22 protein-coding genes are annotated in these 19,233 nt (G+C 38.2%); 8 read left to right on the top strand and 14 right to left on the bottom strand.

The annotated features are described in order from the left end of the window. Positions 1–25: 25 nt before the first annotated feature. The 7 genes from QNI15_RS33745 to QNI15_RS33775 form a co-directional block, all read right to left on the bottom strand. Positions 26–250, bottom strand: coding sequence for a hypothetical protein (locus QNI15_RS33745; RefSeq protein ID WP_314036251.1), 225 nt, complete (start codon positions 248–250; stop codon positions 26–28). Next, positions 247–516 (bottom strand): hypothetical protein, encoded by a 270-nt coding sequence (locus QNI15_RS33750; protein WP_314036253.1) that lies wholly within the window; start codon positions 514–516, stop codon positions 247–249. The genes QNI15_RS33745 and QNI15_RS33750 overlap by 4 nt, the downstream gene beginning before the upstream one ends. A 20-nt stretch (positions 517–536) precedes the next feature. Continuing rightward, positions 537–776: a hypothetical protein gene (locus QNI15_RS33755; protein WP_314036255.1), complete on the bottom strand. Its 240-nt coding sequence runs from the start codon at positions 774–776 to the stop codon at positions 537–539. A gap of 137 nt (positions 777–913) precedes the next feature. Further along, complete coding sequence (locus QNI15_RS33760; RefSeq protein WP_314036257.1) at positions 914–1,153, bottom strand: hypothetical protein; 240 nt, start codon at positions 1,151–1,153, stop codon at positions 914–916. Positions 1,154–1,277: 124 nt separating this feature from the next. Beyond that, positions 1,278–1,487 carry a hypothetical protein gene (locus QNI15_RS33765; RefSeq protein WP_314036259.1) on the bottom strand — a complete coding sequence of 70 codons (210 nt, stop codon included), beginning with the start codon at positions 1,485–1,487 and terminating at the stop codon, positions 1,278–1,280. After that, the gene (locus tag QNI15_RS33770; protein WP_314036261.1) at positions 1,484–1,660 is read right to left on the bottom strand and encodes a hypothetical protein; all 177 of its coding nucleotides are present in this window, start codon (positions 1,658–1,660) and stop codon (positions 1,484–1,486) included. Before QNI15_RS33770 ends, QNI15_RS33765 begins: the two co-directional genes overlap by 4 nt. Before the next feature lie 100 nt (positions 1,661–1,760). Continuing rightward, on the bottom strand, positions 1,761–1,967 hold the full coding sequence (locus QNI15_RS33775; RefSeq protein WP_314036263.1) for a hypothetical protein: 207 nt from the start codon (positions 1,965–1,967) through the stop codon (positions 1,761–1,763). 253 nt (positions 1,968–2,220) lie between these two features. Here QNI15_RS33775 and QNI15_RS33780 point away from each other — a divergent pair, with 253 nt between their 5' ends. After that, a complete protein-coding gene (locus QNI15_RS33780) occupies positions 2,221–2,664 on the top strand; it encodes a helix-turn-helix domain-containing protein (protein WP_314036265.1) in 444 nt (147 codons plus the stop codon). A gap of 313 nt (positions 2,665–2,977) precedes the next feature. On the opposite strand, the gene QNI15_RS33785 is transcribed toward QNI15_RS33780, so the two are convergent. Continuing rightward, entirely contained in the window at positions 2,978–4,018 is a 1,041-nt protein-coding gene (locus tag QNI15_RS33785) for a serine hydrolase domain-containing protein (RefSeq protein WP_314036267.1), read from the bottom strand. Positions 4,019–4,233: 215 nt separating this feature from the next. Here QNI15_RS33785 and QNI15_RS33790 point away from each other — a divergent pair, with 215 nt between their 5' ends. Continuing rightward, positions 4,234–4,773, top strand: a complete 540-nt coding sequence (locus QNI15_RS33790) for a dihydrofolate reductase family protein (RefSeq protein ID WP_314005046.1) — start codon at positions 4,234–4,236, stop codon at positions 4,771–4,773. Between the two features lie 126 nt (positions 4,774–4,899). Here QNI15_RS33790 and katG read toward each other — a convergent pair whose 3' ends face one another. Beyond that, positions 4,900–7,173 (bottom strand): catalase/peroxidase HPI, encoded by a 2,274-nt coding sequence (gene katG, locus QNI15_RS33795; protein ID WP_314036268.1) that lies wholly within the window; start codon positions 7,171–7,173, stop codon positions 4,900–4,902. 340 nt (positions 7,174–7,513) lie between these two features. Between katG and QNI15_RS33800 the strand changes: the two genes are divergently transcribed. Together QNI15_RS33800 and QNI15_RS33805 are read left to right on the top strand one after the other, a co-directional pair. After that, positions 7,514–8,353, top strand: a complete 840-nt coding sequence (locus tag QNI15_RS33800) for an oxidoreductase (protein WP_314036270.1) — start codon at positions 7,514–7,516, stop codon at positions 8,351–8,353. A gap of 58 nt (positions 8,354–8,411) precedes the next feature. Next, on the top strand, positions 8,412–9,338 hold the full coding sequence (locus tag QNI15_RS33805) for a helix-turn-helix domain-containing protein (RefSeq protein WP_314036273.1): 927 nt from the start codon (positions 8,412–8,414) through the stop codon (positions 9,336–9,338). Between the two features lie 201 nt (positions 9,339–9,539). Here the strand turns inward: QNI15_RS33805 and QNI15_RS33810 are convergent, their stop codons facing one another. Further along, complete coding sequence (locus tag QNI15_RS33810) at positions 9,540–10,277, bottom strand: hypothetical protein (RefSeq protein WP_314036275.1); 738 nt, start codon at positions 10,275–10,277, stop codon at positions 9,540–9,542. Between the two features lie 473 nt (positions 10,278–10,750). Between QNI15_RS33810 and QNI15_RS33815 the strand changes: the two genes are divergently transcribed. After that, positions 10,751–12,376: a sensor histidine kinase gene (locus QNI15_RS33815; protein ID WP_314036277.1), complete on the top strand. Its 1,626-nt coding sequence runs from the start codon at positions 10,751–10,753 to the stop codon at positions 12,374–12,376. Positions 12,377–12,395: 19 nt separating this feature from the next. Here the strand turns inward: QNI15_RS33815 and QNI15_RS33820 are convergent, their stop codons facing one another. The 3 genes from QNI15_RS33820 to QNI15_RS33830 form a co-directional block, all read right to left on the bottom strand. Beyond that, entirely contained in the window at positions 12,396–12,782 is a 387-nt protein-coding gene (locus tag QNI15_RS33820) for a hypothetical protein (RefSeq protein ID WP_314005057.1), read from the bottom strand. A gap of 329 nt (positions 12,783–13,111) precedes the next feature. Continuing rightward, the gene (locus QNI15_RS33825) at positions 13,112–14,167 is read right to left on the bottom strand and encodes an Atu2307/SP_0267 family LLM class monooxygenase (protein ID WP_314036279.1); all 1,056 of its coding nucleotides are present in this window, start codon (positions 14,165–14,167) and stop codon (positions 13,112–13,114) included. 693 nt (positions 14,168–14,860) lie between these two features. After that, positions 14,861–15,229: a DoxX family protein gene (locus QNI15_RS33830; RefSeq protein ID WP_314005061.1), complete on the bottom strand. Its 369-nt coding sequence runs from the start codon at positions 15,227–15,229 to the stop codon at positions 14,861–14,863. 120 nt (positions 15,230–15,349) lie between these two features. Between QNI15_RS33830 and QNI15_RS33835 the strand changes: the two genes are divergently transcribed. The 3 genes from QNI15_RS33835 (at position 15,350) to QNI15_RS33845 (ending at position 16,930) form a co-directional block, all read left to right on the top strand. Next, positions 15,350–15,748 carry a winged helix-turn-helix transcriptional regulator gene (locus QNI15_RS33835; RefSeq protein ID WP_314005062.1) on the top strand — a complete coding sequence of 133 codons (399 nt, stop codon included), beginning with the start codon at positions 15,350–15,352 and terminating at the stop codon, positions 15,746–15,748. Between the two features lie 133 nt (positions 15,749–15,881). Continuing rightward, on the top strand, positions 15,882–16,454 hold the full coding sequence (locus QNI15_RS33840) for a hypothetical protein (protein WP_314036281.1): 573 nt from the start codon (positions 15,882–15,884) through the stop codon (positions 16,452–16,454). Positions 16,455–16,486: 32 nt separating this feature from the next. Next, complete coding sequence (locus QNI15_RS33845; protein ID WP_314005066.1) at positions 16,487–16,930, top strand: hypothetical protein; 444 nt, start codon at positions 16,487–16,489, stop codon at positions 16,928–16,930. A 32-nt stretch (positions 16,931–16,962) separates the two neighbouring features. Here QNI15_RS33845 and QNI15_RS33850 read toward each other — a convergent pair whose 3' ends face one another. Further along, entirely contained in the window at positions 16,963–18,897 is a 1,935-nt protein-coding gene (locus QNI15_RS33850) for a T9SS type A sorting domain-containing protein (RefSeq protein ID WP_314036282.1), read from the bottom strand. Positions 18,898–19,233 lie beyond the last annotated feature (336 nt).

A 19,233-nucleotide genomic window follows, 5' to 3' on the forward strand; every position in this document is an offset into this window, starting at 1 on the left:
AGAGTTGATGTAAAACCCTCAATAGTCAAACTTCTGTCCCCAAATCTTCTTTCCGCTCGGCTATCAGGAACATAAGCGCTCTGATCCGGGCGGTGTTGATTGCTCGTTCACCTATGAATTTCATTTTTACCTGCCAGGTCGGTTTGTTTTCCTGATCCTGGAGTTTCAGGTTTATAGCAATATTTTTTTCTATCAGTTCTGATATCTCAGCTTCCGCTGCCGATATCTCAGATTGAATTCCACCTTTCATTTTTCTTTGATTTTATGTATCTCTAAGGTTAGAAAACTAGATCCGTTACCTTCCAGGTGTAACCGTATATTTTCTTCTCCACTATGCCTGATTCTGTTGATTTGTGCCGAAGTCGGATTACATCGGGGATGCAAGCCCCTAAGCTGAATTATCTTATTATTGAGCTGAGTAATAAATGTGTCCGGGTCTTCAATAATGGTATGATCCAACTCTTTTGTATATACCTGGATAGCTTCCTGAAGCTGATTCTTAGGTATGTATTGCATAGCAATTCGTACAAAGAATTTCACGCGGCCACCTCCTTCCTGGAAAGTTCATATCTGATAAAATCAGCTTGAGCTTTTATCTGACCATATAAATTCATGGCATCAGAGATTTTCTCCCAATAGCTTTTGTTAAGCTTATTATTAGGAAAAATGGTGATAACGATAATTCGTCTCTGAACTGAATTAAAAATTTGTTGGGCTTGCGATTCAAGCATGATAATTTGGTTTTCAGGTGTTTCCTGACTAATTTTGCTGTGCATTTGGATAAGGGTTTTGAGACAACAATAAACTAAATGCATAGAGGGAGGCTGCTGCAAACAGCTTTCCTTCCATACTTACAACTTAAAATAGGATCTGCTTTGAGGGGTCGAAATCTGAAAGCAGTTCAAAGAACTTTTTAAGCCCTGGTATATCCAGGGTTTTTGCTTTTTATAAGCTTTTGATATTGATCCTGAAACTCTGCCAATTTTCCAACACACAGGATGAATTGACTATCTATCTGCCTTCTTACCTGATCATCACTCTCATCTATTCCTAGACCTTCTACACGTTGTTTAAGCTTTACCAGCAGATCCTGAAGCTTATCTATCTCAGCTGTTAACTCATCTATTGCAGTAATAAAATCTGGGTGGCTCATAGGCTGTAGTATAGAGTTAAGTAAAGAGCAAACAGACTTATAAAAACAGCGATCACAAGAGCGAAAATCACTCTAAAATGATAGCTATACAGTTGATGGGGTTGCGAAAAAGGGTAACGGTATTTCATGACTTTTTAGGTTTAGACGCTTCTTTTGGCTGTTTTTTCTGAATCTCTAGTTTCACCTGATCTAACTGCAAAACATACTGCCCATTCTCTCCAGTCTTCCAGTTATCGAGTACATCCTGCATTTTGGTCTGTAACTCCTGCAGGGACTCCAGGCTCATGCCTGTAAGCATAGTTTCCCACTGAGATTTTGGTTGTCCTTTCTTCATGCGAGCGCTTTTTCTTCTTTTTCCTTTCTTTGATCTCTGATAGTTTTGTTGTTGAACCACATAGCCATATCATAGACGGGAATTCCTAAAAAGAAAATACGCTTTCTTTGAATTGGCATCTCTCCATAAGGGCTACACTCAATCTCTATTGTGATAATTGCCCACTGTTTCATATAAAAAGAGTTAAGGGGTTGCATGAAGAAATATGAATCATTTACATTTGTGAATAAAAAAAATAGGCTAACTACATTTGAGGTGTTTTTAGTTTACGCCTTATTTTTCACTATTTGATACCATGGCATCATTTTCTAGCTTCTGAAACCAGCTATCAATGAAAGTTTTCTCAGGCACAGAGAATTTATTGGCACTTAATCGCCTTCTAAAAGTATCGTAACTCAATCCAAAGTGATTACAGAATGCTTCCGAGATTCTTCCCCGAATGACTCGTGGAAGTGATTGATACCTTTCAAGTTCTGTCATGTCATTTTTGTTAAGTGGTTGTTTCAATTTGCCCCTAGTTGCCTGAACTTGTCTAAATTTGTCTACGCCGTAATTTTTTACATCGCAAATTTTTACATCGCAAATATTTTAAGTTGCGAACATTTGCGTACATTTGCGCTCAATTGCGCCCGTTTGCATCCCAATGCATCTAATTGCGAATGCAAATTTATTTACATTTGAGAATAAAACAAGTAACGTGAAAAAAATTTGTTCACATTTAAGGATTTATTATATGGAAACGACTGTAAATCAAAGGCTAAAAATTATTATTGATGAATTAGCGGGGCATAAACAAGCCTCATTTGCGAAGAAAATTAATGTAAACCCTTCAGTTGTTAATAGTATATTAGGAGGGAGAAATGAGCCTAGTTACGGAGTTATACTGAAGATTTTAAGTGCATATCCTCAAATTGACAGTGATTGGCTGATTAAAGGTGAAGGAGAAATGTTAAAGCCAGTGTTACCAAATAAGCCTCTGGATAATGGACAATTTGGAGCAGATGTAATTGATATTCTCAGACAAAAAGAAGAGTACAGGCAACTTAGTGAGCAGCTCTTGGAGCAAAACAAACTATTAACCGAAGCCGTTAACAGTTTAGCGGGAAAGTCTCCAGCAAGTGAAGGTGCCTTACATTCTATAGAGGTAAAAAATAATGAATATGCACCAGCTGCATAATTTTTTTACCCCTATAAAATGAATTTGCTTGCTCATTCCGAAAATGTCGGAAATTAGGCTGTAAATGAAGATTTTCAAATCCCAGCGGGATCACTAAAAAAGCTCTAAGAACATTGTTTTTAGAGCTTTTTTATTTCCTTTCCGAAAACGAAAGAATTGTGTTATACGGAAAAAACACCAATCATGCTGTTTCTGGTTTGAGAATACAGAAAGACTGAATAAGCTACTCTAGGCATCTCAGCAACAGACTATGATTATGGTAGACTGACTGTTGAATTTTTATAAAATAGTGCATACAACTCATTAGTCGCGTTTATTTATGTAATGCAGGAATAATATATTTCAGGATTATCTCAAAAGGAAGCTTGCCTCTCCAGTTGCCGTAGTTGCTACCTGTAAATACCACTGTTAGATTGTATTCTGGAAGCAACATCATGTATTGTCCTCCATTTCCGGAAGCAAAGAGAATTTCAGTATTGATATCTTTGTATGTCAAGTTCTCTTTGTACCAGAAGAAACCGTAACGTGCACTTTCATATTTTGCATTTGGGATTCTGGAATAGCGAGCAAACGAAAAATCAATACTAATGTGGCAATCTGTTGATAGTTTTATCCAGTCTGCACTTATAATCTGTTTGCCTTTCCATTTGCCATTGTTTCGGACCAGGTCTATAATTTTGAGCATATCTGTAGGCTTCATGTAAAAGGAACCGGCTGTCATGCCCTGGCCTTTGGGTGAGATAGTCCATTTGTACTCGTTAATTTCCAAAGGTTGAAAAAGATTCAGTTTTGCAAATTCCATCACTGTCATTCTGCTAGCTCGTGCTATGATTTCTCCCACAAGCATGGGTTCGTTGGAGTTATATGACCAGTTTAGTCCTGGTTCTCTAATTAAGTCAACGCCCAAACAGTAGGCTACCCAATCTTCAGATTTAGACATGTCTTCTTCACATTCCGGTCCCATACCATAAAACTCTTCACAATTTAATCCTGAACGCATTTCCAATAAGTTCCGAACACTGATATTGCGTTTAGCTTCATTCTTGAGTTCAGGAAAAAAACGACCCAGTTTGTCATCAAGTGAAATCAGTTTTTTGTCGATGGCAATTCCTGCCAGAAGACTTGTTATGGATTTAAAAGACGAGCGCATGTCGTGTTGGCTGTCTTTTTTAAATTCATTAAAATATTCTTCTATGATGATCTTATTGTCCTGCTCAACTACAATAGCATCAATTTTAGGATATGTTTTGCTGGCTATTTTTGTTTTTAACTCTTCAACAATGGACTTATCTACTTGCTGTGCATGGCAGTTTGCAAATAATAAGATTAAGATCGCAAAACGTATAGGTCTCATAGATTATGTCTATTATTGGTGAATTATAAAATGCGAACGTCAGGGTTAGTTACTAAGAGGATGCAATTTGAATAAGATAGGTTGCATGATTTTCTGTTACAATCTCAATGATCTTTCTATCCATTGAGAAATATACACCCGTTATAGGTTTTGCTGTAACTTCTTGTATAGCTACTTATTGATACTTTTATCTTTCAGTTTTAAAACGGATTGTTATGAATAAAAGAAATCTTGTGTTCATTGCTACAAGTATAGATGGATATATCGCAGATAAAGATGGTGGAATAGATTGGCTGCATTCAATTCCAAATCCAGACAACAATGACATGGGGTACGCTGAATTTATGTCTCATATTGATGCGATTATAATGGGGCGTAAAACGTTTGAAGTAGTTTGTGGATTTGATATAGAGTGGCCTTATCAAAAACCTGTTTTTGTTTTAAGCAAAAGTATGGTAAGTGTCCCTGAGAAATATAAGGATAAGGTGTCGTTAGTGAAGGGAGAATTGAGAGAGATTTTAGGAGAAATTCATAGGAAAGGATTTTATAGCCTGTACATTGATGGTGGTGTAACAATTCAAAGCTTCTTAAAAGAAGATCTGATTGATGAAATGACAATTACGCTTATTCCTTATCTATTGGGTGGAGGAGTTCCATTATTCTCAGATCTTTCTGAACAGTTATCATTCAGATGTATTGATACAAAAATCTTTCTAAGTAAAGTTGTTCAAAATCATTTTGTGAGAGAAAGATAATATGTTATGAGTGTAAGATAGTTCAAACTCTGGTTTTTAAGGAAGTCAATAAAAAAGGGGCATCGAATCACGATACCCCTTTTTTAGTATTATTCACTAGTAATGAATCACAAATTTGATTGACAATCAGGCCAAGTCAAATCTGTCCAGATTCATCACCTTAGTCCAGGCTGCAACAAAGTCTTTTACAAACTTGCTCTGTGCATCTGCACTTCCGTATACTTCAGCGATAGCTCTCAGTTCTGAGTTAGAACCAAATACCAGATCTGCACGGGTAGCAGTCCATTTCGGCTGACCTGTAGCGCGACTGTTTCCTATGTAAAGTTCCTTATCTTCGGAGATGGCTTTCCATTCTGTACTCATATCGAGCAGGTTCACAAAGAAATCATTTGTAAGCTGACCTGGACGCGCAGTGAAAACCCCATGTTTGGAGCCATCAAAGTTAGTGTTCAATGCACGCATACCACCTACTAACACTGTCAGTTCAGGTGCCGTAAGTGTAAGTAAATGTGCCTTATCTATCAACAATGCTTCAGTTGCTACAGAAGATTTTGATTTGCGATAGTTTCGGAATCCATCAGCACGAGGCTCCAGGTAGCTGATTGATTCTACATCTGTTTGTTCTTGTGATGCATCCATACGACCTGGTGCAAAAGGAACAGTGATTGGCTGTCCGGCATCCTGTGCTGCTTTTTCAACTGCAGCACTACCTGCCAGTACAATTAAATCTGCCAGAGAAACTTTTTTACCTCCTGTTTGTGCATTATTGAATTCTTTTTGGATACCCTCCAGTTTACTTAATACTTTTTGCAACTGTGCCGGATTATTTACCTGCCAGTCTTTTTGTGGTGCCAGACGAATACGCGCACCGTTTGCCCCACCACGTTTATCAGAACCACGGAAGGTAGAAGCTGAAGCCCATGCTGTGGATACCAGTTCTGATATAGTTAGTCCAGATGCTAATATTGTTGCTTTCAGGACTGCAATATCATTCTCATCTATTAACGCATGATTAACAGCTGGGATAGGATCTTGCCAGATCAGTTCTTCCTGTGGTACTTCAGGACCTAGGTAACGTGCACGAGGTCCCATATCACGATGTGTTAATTTAAACCATGCACGAGCAAATGCATCTGCAAAAGCGTCAGGATCACTTAAGAAGCGACGGGAAATTTTTTCGTACTCCGGATCAAGCCGTAATGCCAGATCGGTCGTGAGCATGGTAGGACGATGTTTTTTTGAACCGTCATGCGCATCAGGAATAATGCTATCTGCATCTTTGGCTACCCATTGGTGTGCACCACCAGGACTTTTTGTTAATTCCCATTCAAATGCAAACAGGTTTTCAAAAAAGTTATTACTCCACTTAGTAGGAGAGATTGTCCAGGTTACTTCCAGACCACTGGTAATGGTATGAGCGCCTTTTCCTGAACCAAAGCTGTTTGACCAGCCAAAGCCTTGTAGTTCCAGGTCTGCTGCTTCCGGTTCTTTTCCTACATGTTCAGAAGATGCTGCACCATGAGTCTTACCAAACGTATGTCCTCCTGCAATCAGAGCTACGGTTTCTTCGTCATTCATAGCCATGCGACCAAAAGTGACACGGATGTCATGAGCTGCTGCGATAGGATCAGGATTGCCATCGGGGCCTTCTGGATTTACATAAATCAGACCCATATGGGCGGCAGCTAGCGGCTCCTCCAGATTACGGGAGTGAAAGTTTCCATCAGCATCTTCATCTGAAGGCAACACTCCATGGTCGGATACGCCTGTTACACCTTTTGCATAACGGTTTTCGTTACCTAACCATGTAGTTTCAGATCCCCAATATACATCTTCACTTGGTTCCCATACATCTGGGCGTCCACCTGCAAAACCAAATGTTTTAAAACCCATTGATTCAAGAGCTACATTACCTGTAAGGATTAACAAGTCAGCCCAGGAAAGTTTGCGACCATATTTTTGTTTGATAGGCCAAAGAAGTCGGCGGGCTTTATCAAGACTTACGTTGTCAGGCCAGCTATTGAGAGGAGCAAAACGTTGCTGTCCTTCACCTGCACCACCTCGCCCATCTGTTACACGATAAGTACCTGCACTATGCCAGGCCATACGAATAAATAAGGGTCCGTAATGCCCAAAATCGGCTGGCCACCAGTCCTGTGAGTCAGTCATAAGGGCATGGAGATCTTTTTTTACTGCTTCCAGATCCAGACTTTTGAATTCTTCAGCATAATTAAAGTTTTCTCCCATTGGATCTGATAGAGAAGAATGCTGGCGCAGAATGTTTAGTTTTAATTGGTTTGGCCACCAGTCACGGTTTCTGGTTCCGCCACCACCAATATTTTGTTTCATGCTACCATTGTGAAATGGACATTTGTCGATACCATTTGATTCTTTTTCCATCTTTGTAAGTTTAAGATTTATATATTAGGTGAATGCTTTTTGTACTATGGTGGTAGTACAGGACTATAAAAGTATACTATTAGAAAATATAATCACAATCAATTGTTTCTATAATTTAATAGTTAAAATCTATTGACGGATTCTCACTACCTGATTCGCCTAACTATACCAGAGAAAGTTTGTAGATGATACCTGCTAGTAAGTCAAAATTATGATTTGCCAAAAAATTCTTCTTTAAACTTCTCATCCCGAATTAAAAAATGGATACAAGAAAACCAAATCCGGATACATTTAAATGTGATTGGGAGATGAACTTTGCACTATCATCTACTGAAAAAAAATGACTAGGAGCAAAGTTTGGTTTATCACAGGTGCATCCAGAGGTATTGGAGCAGAAATAGTAAAAGCTGCACTGGCAGCAGGAAACAGAGTAGTTGCCACCGGACGTAATGCCGATGACATTAAAACAGTATTTGGACAGTCGGAAAATCTGCTTGCCTTAAAACTGGATGTTACCAAAGAGCAGGATGCAATGAATGCTGTGCAAGCGGCAGTAGATACTTTTGGACAAATAGATATAGTAGTCAACAATGCTGGGTATGCATTGTTTGGTGCTGTGGAGGAATTGAGTGATGAAGAAGTAAAAAAGCAATTCAATACCAATGTTTTTGGATTGCTCAATGTGACAAGGGCTGTTTTGCCTGTTATGCGTAAACAAAAAGCAGGACATATTTTCAATATCTCCTCTACGAGCGGACTGGTTGGTTTTGCTGCTTCATCCGCCTATTGTGCAACAAAGTTTGCGGTTGAAGGCATTAGTGAAAGCCTGAACCAGGAAGTACAGCCATTGGGCATCAAAGTTACGATTGTAGAACCTGGAGCATTTCGTTCTGAGTTTTTAAGTACCGGATCATCAGTGTCATCTCAGGCTAGTATCGACGATTATAAAGGAACAGCTGGAGTAGTTCGTGATTATATCAAACAACTAAACAACACACAACCTGGTGATCCTGTAAAACTTGCTGCTGCATTATTGACACTGGCCAATGAAGCCCAGCCACCACTACGATTTGTTGCTGGTACAGATGCCGTTGCTCTTATGAATACATTATATGAGTCCAGAATGAATGAGTTTCAGCAATGGCGGTCATTATCTGCCTCGCTGGGATATGAGGAGTAATACACGTAGATGTAGGAAATAGAGATAGCTGAAAATCTGTTACCTTTATTTACTGGATATGAAAATGGACAAAGAGATGAACGAAATACATACAATACATTCAGTTGCAGAGGCGCATCGCTTTTTCGGATTACCAAAACCTATGCATCCCTTGGTCAGTGTTATAAAATTTGAGGATGTCAGTTTTACTGTAAGCAATATGTGGAAACGTTTTACGAACAATTTATACACAATTGCTATTAAAAAGGGAAGTAACGGAAAAATGAAGTATGGGCAGAGTATGTATGATTTTGATGAAGGTATTATGACTTTGACTGCTCCCAGACAAGTATTCTCTGTCAGAGATTTACAGGATGTGGTGGTGTCAGGGTATTTGCTTACTTTTCATCCGGATTTTATTCAGGCTTATCCTTTGGCAAAAATTATCAATAACTATGGTTTCTTCTCTTATGCCACAAATGAAGCCTTATTTCTTTCTGATAAGGAAGAGCAGATTGTTCTGGGTTTGATGAAAGCTATTGAACTGGAGTATAATGCTAATATCGACAAGTTTAGCCAGGATGTAATGGTTGCCATCATTGATTTGCTTTTAATACATGTAGACAGGTATTACAATCGTCAGTTTATTACCCGGAGACGTCTTCATAGTGACATTTTGTCTAAAGTGGATAGCTTATTAGATAATTATTTTAATAGTGAGACAAAAGAGCATAATGGCTTGCCTACTGTGCAGTTTTTAGCAGATAACTTGTCTGTATCACCCACCCATCTTAGTGACTTGCTCAAGAATGTTACCGGACTCACTACTTTACAATATATCCATATAAAACTGATCGACAAAGCAAAAATACTGCTTTCTACTACCAATCTCTCTGTAAGTGAAATTGCTTTTCTGCTTGGATTTGAATATGCTCAGTCTTTTAATAAGCTATTCAAAAATAAAACAAAAGTGACTCCCCTCGAATTCCGGCAGTCGTTTAATTGAAGTAGAAAACATGAATGCGATATGTTTCTATGTTATAGTAAAGGCTTGTCAAATCCTTGATAACACTCTAAAGTAATCATGGATTTGAAGATGGTAGGAAGATAATTAACAAAGTAACCTTTACTGTAGTTATTCGTTGGTAATTTTTTGCTGATTTCAAGATTGTACTTCATAGCCAGAGGAATACCTAATGTGACACTTTTATCGTATATCTGACTTCTTTTTAGAGTAGTTGTTTTGTATAGTGAATAAGATCTGTTGAGTATGTGTAGTTACTACTTCCTGTAGCTTCCTTTCCAAGGCAGGAGAGATAGTATTTCGTAGTTGTGATGTTCGGATTTTGTATTCATCTTCTGTAGCATAAAACGTAATAGCAACTAATAGATTGGGATCTTGAAATGCAGGAAGACGTGGAAAATCATTTGGCGAACTTTCGCTTACCCATAATGAGACAGTTCTGATACCTGTAGATTTTAAAAAGGGCAGATAGGATGTATTAAATAAATCCACTAATTCAGGAAGGCGTGTATTAGCAATGTAGTAGTCTATAGTGGCCACTTTATAGTCTGGAAAGCTATTACTTTCAATATGTGTAATAGGATCAGTCAGCTGATTTCCTTCTTGTAAAGGTCTGAGAAGATGAACATTATCTGAATTGATCATCATTTCATTTGCACCTGGCCCAAATTTTTTCCATGTATCACTTGTCATGTAAAAATCGTTAAGGAAGGTTAATCTTTTTTGCATATCAGAAAACCCTCTTAACCATACAAATCGATCAGGCTGATCTTTTACAGTGAATTCTCCCAATGTATATCCGCCTAATTGTTGCATTTTTTCTACAAAGTGGGTATCAAAATAATCTATAAAACGATCTGTAGTATTTGCTTCTAACAAATAGTTTCGTATTTCGAGTACTTTTATGAGTGTATTTGCCATAATATTCTGATCTGAAATTACTTCTGGTTTTAGGTTCTTATATCCGAAAAGTCAGAATGCATCCAAGCGTTATATGATAATCTACAAAAAGGTATAAAGCAAAATGTGCCTCATTTTCAGACTGATATACGAGTTGATTGTGAACGATAGACAATGGAATAACAGTCGAAAAAATCCGGATTCTTACAAACTATATACATACAGTAAATGAAAAAAAGTTCTCACTGGTACAAATGTTGTGTTTTACCAGTGAATTATATAAATAATTTTCTGGATTATCCAGCAGATAATTTGTATACTTGATACTTAACATATGTATGTGTCTATATTTTATTGTTACTATTGTATAGATGTACTTTATATGCATACAACCAACCTATTTTCAGAATAATTTTTTGGTTTTACACCATATTTCAAACCATTTACCTGCACCAGATAGAATTATCGGTTTTGAGCTTTTCTACTAATTGTGAATGATTGCATTTTCGAATACGTTCCGAATCATTCTGATAATCACCTTATCAGTTGTATTGGGGATAGGTGTGCTTGCTTATTTCCGTTTTCAGTCTTATCGTGAACAAACAAACTGGGTGATTCATACTCATCATGTTATTGAAACTGGTGAACGAATGTTTTCCTGCCTGAAAGATATCCAGCTTGGTCAACGGGGTTACCTGCTTGGTGGTGATACGTACTTTCTGACTCCCTATCATCAGGCAATGGACTCTCTGCCAGCTAAGCTGGAAGAACTAGCTTCTTTGACACGTGACAATATAATCCAGCAACAACGCATTGAGAAACTGCAATCTGTCATAAAGCCGATGCTTGCTGATATTGAACACAGTGTGAATGATAGAAGAGCTGGAAATACTCAGAATCTAAAACAATACCTCGACTCCGGACTGAGTAAGCCCAAAATGGATGAGGTCAGAGTGTATGTGGCGTCTATTCTGGAAGAAGAACGTGAGCTACTGGCAGAACGTATGCAGCGCCAACAGAAAGAAAGGCGCTATAGTGAATGGGTGATTTATGCAGTCATAGGTTGTTTTATCGTATATATGTTATTGACGTTCTGGCAGATACGTCGGCAACTGATTGAAAAGTATCGCGCCTCACAAGAGATGCACCGGCTCAATCATGAATTGGGTGCTGCCAATGAAGAGCTGGCAGCAGCTAATGAAGAAATGGCTGCTGCCAATGAGGAAATGGTAGCTTTGAATGAGGAACTGACTTCTACCAATGAGCAATTGATTATTAATAGCAATACCCTGCTGGCAACCAATCAGGAGTTGAACCAACTTAAAAATGAACTACAGGACAGAGTGGCTGAACGCACACGTGTGCTGGAACAAACATTGAATGAATTAAAAGAACGAAATCATGAGCTGGATAACTATGTATACAAAGTATCCCATGATTTGAGGGCTCCATTAGCTTCTATACTTGGACTATTGCAGTTAGTGGATATGGAGATGTTAAACAAAGATCCTTCGACCAGCCAGATAAAAAATTATATGGAGCTAATACAAAATCGTGTCCATAAAGCCGATCAATTTGTACAATCTGTATTGATGCACTCAAAGTCTCTCAATCTGACTATTCAGCCGAAAGCAATTAACTTTGCTGAGTTGATTCGTGAAAGTTATAGTGAGTTACAGTACATGAAAAACGCATCTGCTATTGATTTACAGATAGAAATTACCGAAGATGCTGTATTTCAGTCAGACGAGTTGTTTGTAGGAGCAGTTATCAAGAACTTTCTTTCCAATGCTATTAAATACCAGGATACGGCAAAGTCACATACTTATGTACAGTTTGTAGTACAGACAAATGCCAGAGAGGCTGTTCTTCATATTGAAGACAATGGTATTGGTATTGAAGACCAATACCAGAAACAGATTTTTGATATGTTTTTCAGAGCGACTGCACAATCGGATGGCTCAGGACTGGGACTGTATATTGTACGTCAGATTGTAACCCGGCTGGGTGGTACCCTTAGGATGGAGAGTCGCTGGGGCAAAGGAACTTTGTTTACAATTACGTTACCCAATCTTCAGCAGAGCCTGACTCTGAAAACAGAGCTGGAGCATGTTGAGTAATAGGTTTACTATAAATAGCTTAAGTAAATGCAGGTAACTTTCTCAACAGATTCAGCATAGCATCTGTTGTGGTCGGTTTTTGAAAAAATGTAGTTGTTCCACCCAACATCAATGCATTAGTTGTAGCCAGACTAGCATTGTGACAAAAGCCAACTACAGGAAGCTGTTCTCCTGTTTTTAATAAACGCAATTGTCTGAGAAGATCCATACTTTCTGCTTCTGATATTTCACTATCTAAGAGAAGTAAAGAAATATCTTTTTTTTGTTCCAGTAGATATAGCAATGTATCCTTATCATGTACAATATAATAGGTCCAGTCAGGAAAGTTTTGTTGCAAAATAGATTGTAAAGCAGGAATCTCGTCTTTATTACCTTTCAGAACCAACAAACAAAAAGAGGAGGGCATTTAGTTTATGAAAAATATGTAGCGGAATTTTGACCAAATGAAGAATAGCTGAATGCTGCGAAGGTACATAAAATTAATTATACCTTGTTTACCACTTAATGCAGAAGGATATGAGTTTGTTACCGTTATGCATATAAATTAGAGGCAAAGATTTTTCTTTCATGAAAGAATGCAGATTGAAGGCAGGAATATTTATTTTGAGGTGCTACAGCACGTGAAAAAGATAGGCTACATACCAGCAAATTGGTAGTATGGAAGATAGATGAAATCTGAGTCACTTCATTGGGGTTTATGTATGAAGCGACTCAGATATGGCATTTAGTAACCTCTTACTTTTCTTGCAGCTCAGGTGTAATCCCTAGTTCTTTCCTGATTACAGGAGCTACTTCTGTTCCAAGCAACTCGATAGATCGTAAGATTTTTTCATGAGGAAGTGCACCTTTGATAATCTGCCCCAGAAACCGTGTATTTTTAAAGAGCTTATGTTGATAACGTAGTTTGTCAATAATATCCTGTACGCTACCCACAAACAACGGTCCATCCGGGGAACGCAGGAACTCAAACTGCTGACGTGTCATAGGAGACCAGCCTCGTTCACGGCCTACCCGGTTCATGAGTAATTCATAGGAAGGATAAAACTCGCTGGCGGCTGTCTGAGAATCTTCCGCAATATAAAACTGTGAATTAATAGCCAGTTGTAGTTTGTCAGGATTGTGACCAGCCTCCTGTGCCGACTGCCGGTAGAGATTGACAAATGGCACAAACTGAGCTGGCATTCCTCCCAGAATAGCTACAGTCATAGGAAGGTTTATCTTGCCGGCACGAACTGCCGATGCCGGAGTGCCACCTACTGCAATCCAGATAGGCAATGACTGCTGATAAGGTCTCGGATATACACCCAGATTTTGTATGGAAGCACGATGTTTGCCTTTCCAGCTTATTTTTTCGTTTTTATTGATTTGCACCAACAAGTCCAGTTTTTCCGCAAACAGTTCATCATAATCGTTCAGACTATAGCCAAACAGCGGGAACGACTCAATAAAAGAACCACGTCCTGCCATAATCTCCGCACGACCATTCGATATCAGGTCTACAGTAGCAAAGTTCTGAAATACTCGTACCGGATCGGCAGAACTCAACACTGTAACAGAACTGGATAAACGAATATTTTTAGTCACAGCGGCAATTGCTCCCAAGGTTACTTCCGGAGCAGAGATAATGAAGTCAGAGCGATGGTGTTCACCCACAGCAAATACGTCCAGTCCGATTTCATCTGCCAGCTTAGCCTCTAGGAGCAACTCCTGCATACGTTGATGTGCCTTCACTGCATGGCCGGATACGTTCTCGTATGCTACTTCACCAAATGTACTTATTCCTAATTGCATGGTATGTCTTTGTTAGTATTATAAAATGTAACCCAATCTGATGTAAAAGAATTCCGAAACTGAAAAGCTATAGCAGATACTGTTATGGAATAAGCTGTATTTTGATTGTGTGAAAATAGTGCGAATAGACTATTTTTTATGATGTGAGTGTCTATTTAAATAATGGTTTTTTTGTTGATATAGAGAAGTTTGTGAATTGTATTTGTTCTCAAATGGGCAGGGTAGGAGACGGATTTTGTTGTATGTCTTGTTTTTAGGTGTTTACTTTATTATTTTTGTTTGTATTTTTTTTCATATCTTTATTTTTGCAACACTTCTGTATTTGATTTCTGCAAACAACGAAAAGGCATCGTGTCTGAGTATAGTTTGTAGTCAGAGGGCTGAGTAACTGATACAGGGGAGAAGATACTATACAATCGGATCTATTGCCGACATGAATAATGGCAGCGCTTACCAATAACACTGAATCTATTTATTAAAAGAGAGGGTTTCTATTTAATCGTTAACGAAACTACAAAAGCCGACTTTTATAAAGTCGGCTTTTGTTTGTTGGAAATCAATAGGTTAGATGTGTATGTATTCAAATGTTCGGAAATGCCTAGCTGCTTGAGCCAAGCAGAAACAACAAAACCCTGACAGAGTTGATAGGAGATTCAACCAGTAATAATTACATTATAATTGACTATGGGTGACTTATGACTGCGATGGTTCTGGAGAAGGTAAAAATACGGATGAGTCTCTCAAAAATGTCGCTATCCAAACCAGTACCAGAGGCATCATGGCATTGGCAAGCGGACCATTGTGGGAGAGTTCGGTTGCAATGGCCCCTGCAAAATAACAGGTCAGTAAAATAAAGCCGATTTTCATCGTTTTAGGATAAATGAACAAAGCTGTAAAGACAATCTCCATAATTCCCAATAAGGTAATATATTGACCTACACCTACTTTGTTCATAACATCTACAATAGACTGGTTTTTGGTTAGCTTCATAATCCCGCTTAAGATAACCATCAGACTTGCCAGTGCTGTCACAACCAGGGTAATAATTTTTCTACTTTTCATGTTTTTTGGTTTTTGTTATATTACAAAATTATGCACATTTGCTATCCAAATGTAAGTAGTATACAAAAGGTTAGTAGTGACCTTTAGGTTAGTGGTTTAGAAATTTAATAACCTGAGAATATGGAAACAAGAAAAGTGAAAAATGCCCATCACGACACTACACAATGTTATTCCCGCCTCAATGCCATCGGAGACGCCTTGTATGTATTGGGAGGCAAATGGAAACTGCGTATCATCATGGCATTGTCAGAAGGCAACCTCCGATTCAATGAATTACAGCGACTGGTAAAAGGTATTTCTCCACGTGTACTTTCCAATGAACTGAAAGAACTGGAAATAAACGGCTTCGTAAAACGCCACATTCATACAGAAGGAACCGTGCTGGTAGAATATGAACTCACAGAATATAGTGACACACTGGGAGACGTATTATATGCACTAAGTGAATGGGGAATGATGCACCGTGAAAACATTCGCAAGCAGATGAGATCAGAAGAAGTGGCACTTGCTGGTGAATAGTTAGAGTAAGTCTTCTGATTAAAACTCTCTTGTTTGCGCTAAGTATTTTATCCAACTAATAACAATTTTTATGTTCGGTCTTTTCAAAAAAAGGAATAAAAATAAGGAGGATTTACAAGTTGTTATTGGCTTAATGACAAGTGTTTTTAACTTATTAAGTGACGATTTTGAGTACATTAGGACGCAAATTGCAGATGGTATTATTACTGGATTTCAGAAGAGAGACACACCTTTTAAAAATTATACAAAATTCACCTACAACTCAGATGTACTAAATCTGTATGAAAATCCTTCTGGTTCATTCTTTTCAATCAAAGGTATATTTGTATACGATTTGCAGACAATGCAATTTGTTGAAATTCATGTCCATATAGTATATGGATTGCTTTTAGGTTATTCAATTCCGGCTTTCAACACTATTCTGCCTGATTGTGATAGAATCACTATTGAATCTTTTCAAATAGAATATGCTGAAAATGAAGATTTTCTTGAGATAAAGCCTCTGTTGAATGACTTGGAGTTGCAGATTGTAAATCCCTCCAATGTATATATAGTGGAAATAAGGGATAAGGTATATTATCATATTTTGGATCTGGAAGATGGTGATTCCATTGGCATAGATAAGCAAAAGATAGTATATAAGATTACTCATGATCCCTTTGATGCAATAAAGCTTACAGAAGATTTGTCTGTATTTCTAAAATGAAATCAATACTCTCAAATTTATGAGTCTTGTCAATGTTAGAGAAAGTTTTCAACATACTAGTTGTAAATCCAACCCTTAGATATCAGAAAATCAACAGACTGAATGCGGCTGATTTAGGAAAGGTAGATACAGGAATTGTGTATCTGTATGCATCATGGAGTGGGCAATCATTAATCACACTCAGACTATGGATGGATATCTCTAAAGATCTGGATTTGACTAGACTAAATTTTTATGTAATTGACATTGACAATTTTTATCCTTCTTATTTTAAACAATATCTGAATTATATTCCTCAGGGAAAAGGCGAAATATTTTGGATAAAAGATAGTAATGTGATTTGGCAGTTCGGAAACTCAAGCCATCAGCCTGTTACTGTTGTGTCGTCAACTAATAGGTTAGCAAGTGAACAACCAAAAGGTAAGAACTCGCTTTCTGAGGTTATCCTACTGCTAACAAATGATTTGTGTTCATAAAATACAAACAAACACTAGTTTGTATTTTATCTTTATTCAATAATCAGCTTCTGAAACTTGCTTTCGACACCTTCTCCCCTTAAGCAAACCAGATACATACCTTTAATCAGTTGAGTGTTCATCATAAAGATACCTGTATCTGATGTTTTTAATTTATCAGAGCTAAGAATATGTCCAGAGAAGTCATAGATTGTATAATCTGTATAAGCAGGAATTGTTCCTTCAAAGGATAAAGAGATACTATCTGTAGAACGAGCAGGATTTGGAAAAACTGTAAATTGTGTAGCTGGTCTTGTGGATGTGTAAGAGATTGAGATGACAGAAGAATAGCTAGACTCGCCAGTAACATCTGTTTGTTGAATACGGTAATACGCAGTCGCCACTAGTGGATTGGTATCTGTATAAGAGTAAGCTGATTGCTGGCTTGTAGTGCCTTTGCCTGTAACAGTGGCAATAGCTTCATAGTGAATGCCGTCCAGACTGCGTTCTATCGTAAATTTGGAATTGTTGGTTTCTGACGCCACATTCCATTGTAATCTAACTCCATCATGTTGAGTATATCCTTTAAAGTTAAGCCAGGCAACTGGTAGTGGTGTAGTACTGGCAGAAGATGCCAGAGTAATGAATCGTGTTGTACCTGTTGGGATCATTGTAATAGAAATACCCGAGACACTCACCTTATTGCCAGATACAGAAAAGGTAAGGCCACTAAGTGAAGAATAAGTTGTGGCATCACTGAAGTTTCCATCTGTATCTACCAGTAAACGTAAGTCGCTTGCATTTAATCCACCAATGCCAGATTCTAATGTCACATCCCAGTTAAATGTACCTGTAAAGCCTGTATTCGTAACTTTCCACTCACGGCTTATTCTGGAGAATAGTCCCAGAGGCATTTCAGACATAGATGCAGACGTAGCACGAAGCCTGCTTGTATTAGCTCCCATCAGAATATACTGATTGTTGGTAAGAAATGTCCCTGTATTGGATGTGTTATTGGCTGTCAATGTAGAAAGGTATACTCGTGCAGAGTCGTCATAGTTGTGAGATTGACGTTGTATAAGTCCACTGTTGTCATCCCGTGCAATGCCAATGATGTTATTATTGTAGGGCGAAGCTACTGTAAATATAGTGCTACCTGCTGAATTAAGGTAGTTGTTGGTCATTGTGATTCCATATTTTACAGCAAGATACGATTCCACTTGTTGGCGTTGTGTTGCTGAATGCTGAATACCCGGATAAGAAATTATTTCAGCTATTCTTCCGTCAAAATAGTTAGTTTCAGCAGGGCGGTGTCCAATCTGCGCCAGTGTACTAGCTGTGTTGATGCTACTATTGGCAGAACCGTTGCTATAGGAAGTAATAGAAGTTGTAACCCCATTGATTGCTCCAAAGCTGGACGCACTTAATGCCTGTGTTTCAGAAGCCGCAACTGAGAATGTAGCAATGAATGGTCTGCTATTAGTAGCAGAGGCAGAACCTCTTACCCGACCATCTGTATCCACAATGAGGCGGTTGGTATTGGTTATGTAGCGAAGATGTCTGCCCTGATTAGTCGTTCCGGTAGCATTAGTACCTTGCCCAATTACTGTGTTTTCATCAGCTGCAGAAGAAGGAAATGTAACTGTATAGAATGTACGTGCCTGAGTGCCTGAGCCGAGTGGATTTTTAGCAGCTGTCAAACTTAACATCTGAGATGATGCAGCTGTAAATTGTAGATATGAATTGTAATTGAATAAGGTAGAGCCTGTAGTAATATAGGACGGGGCTGGTGCAGATCCTGTTGCATTGTTTGTCTGTGTGCTGTTGTCTGTCCAGTTTGTAACCGTGGTTGTTCCGGTAACACCTGTATTGGCTTTAAGCCATAAATTTAGATTAGAAGAGATGCCTGCGGGTGATTGTGCCAAAACCATCGAATGTCCAAAACAAATAATAACCAATGTGAAGTATAGTACTAAAAAAGATTTCATGAATTTTAAACTAGTGTGCGTGTATAGAAAGGGAAATGTTTTAATTGAAATGCAAGAGTCTGAGCGGTATTAATCGCAGATTATCAGAGAGGTGAAGAGGTTTTTGTAGGCATTTGTACTCATATATACCTGTGTGTGATATCTGGTGATTGAGTATTCGGTAATTGAGGTGTTTTTGTAGATTAATGAAACTGTGGAGAGGATAAATAGATAAATAGCGTCAGGTAGTTTCCGGGATTTATTCAATTCTAGTCGGGAATAGAAAAGGTAATCATATGGGGTTAAACGGCAATATCAGGGATTGCGGTTCTAACTTGCTTCGGAACTAAAAAATGA

Origin of the sequence: Xanthocytophaga flava (genome assembly GCF_030068545.1) — a bacterium.
Lineage (GTDB): Bacteria > Bacteroidota > Bacteroidia > Cytophagales > 172606-1 > Xanthocytophaga > Xanthocytophaga flava.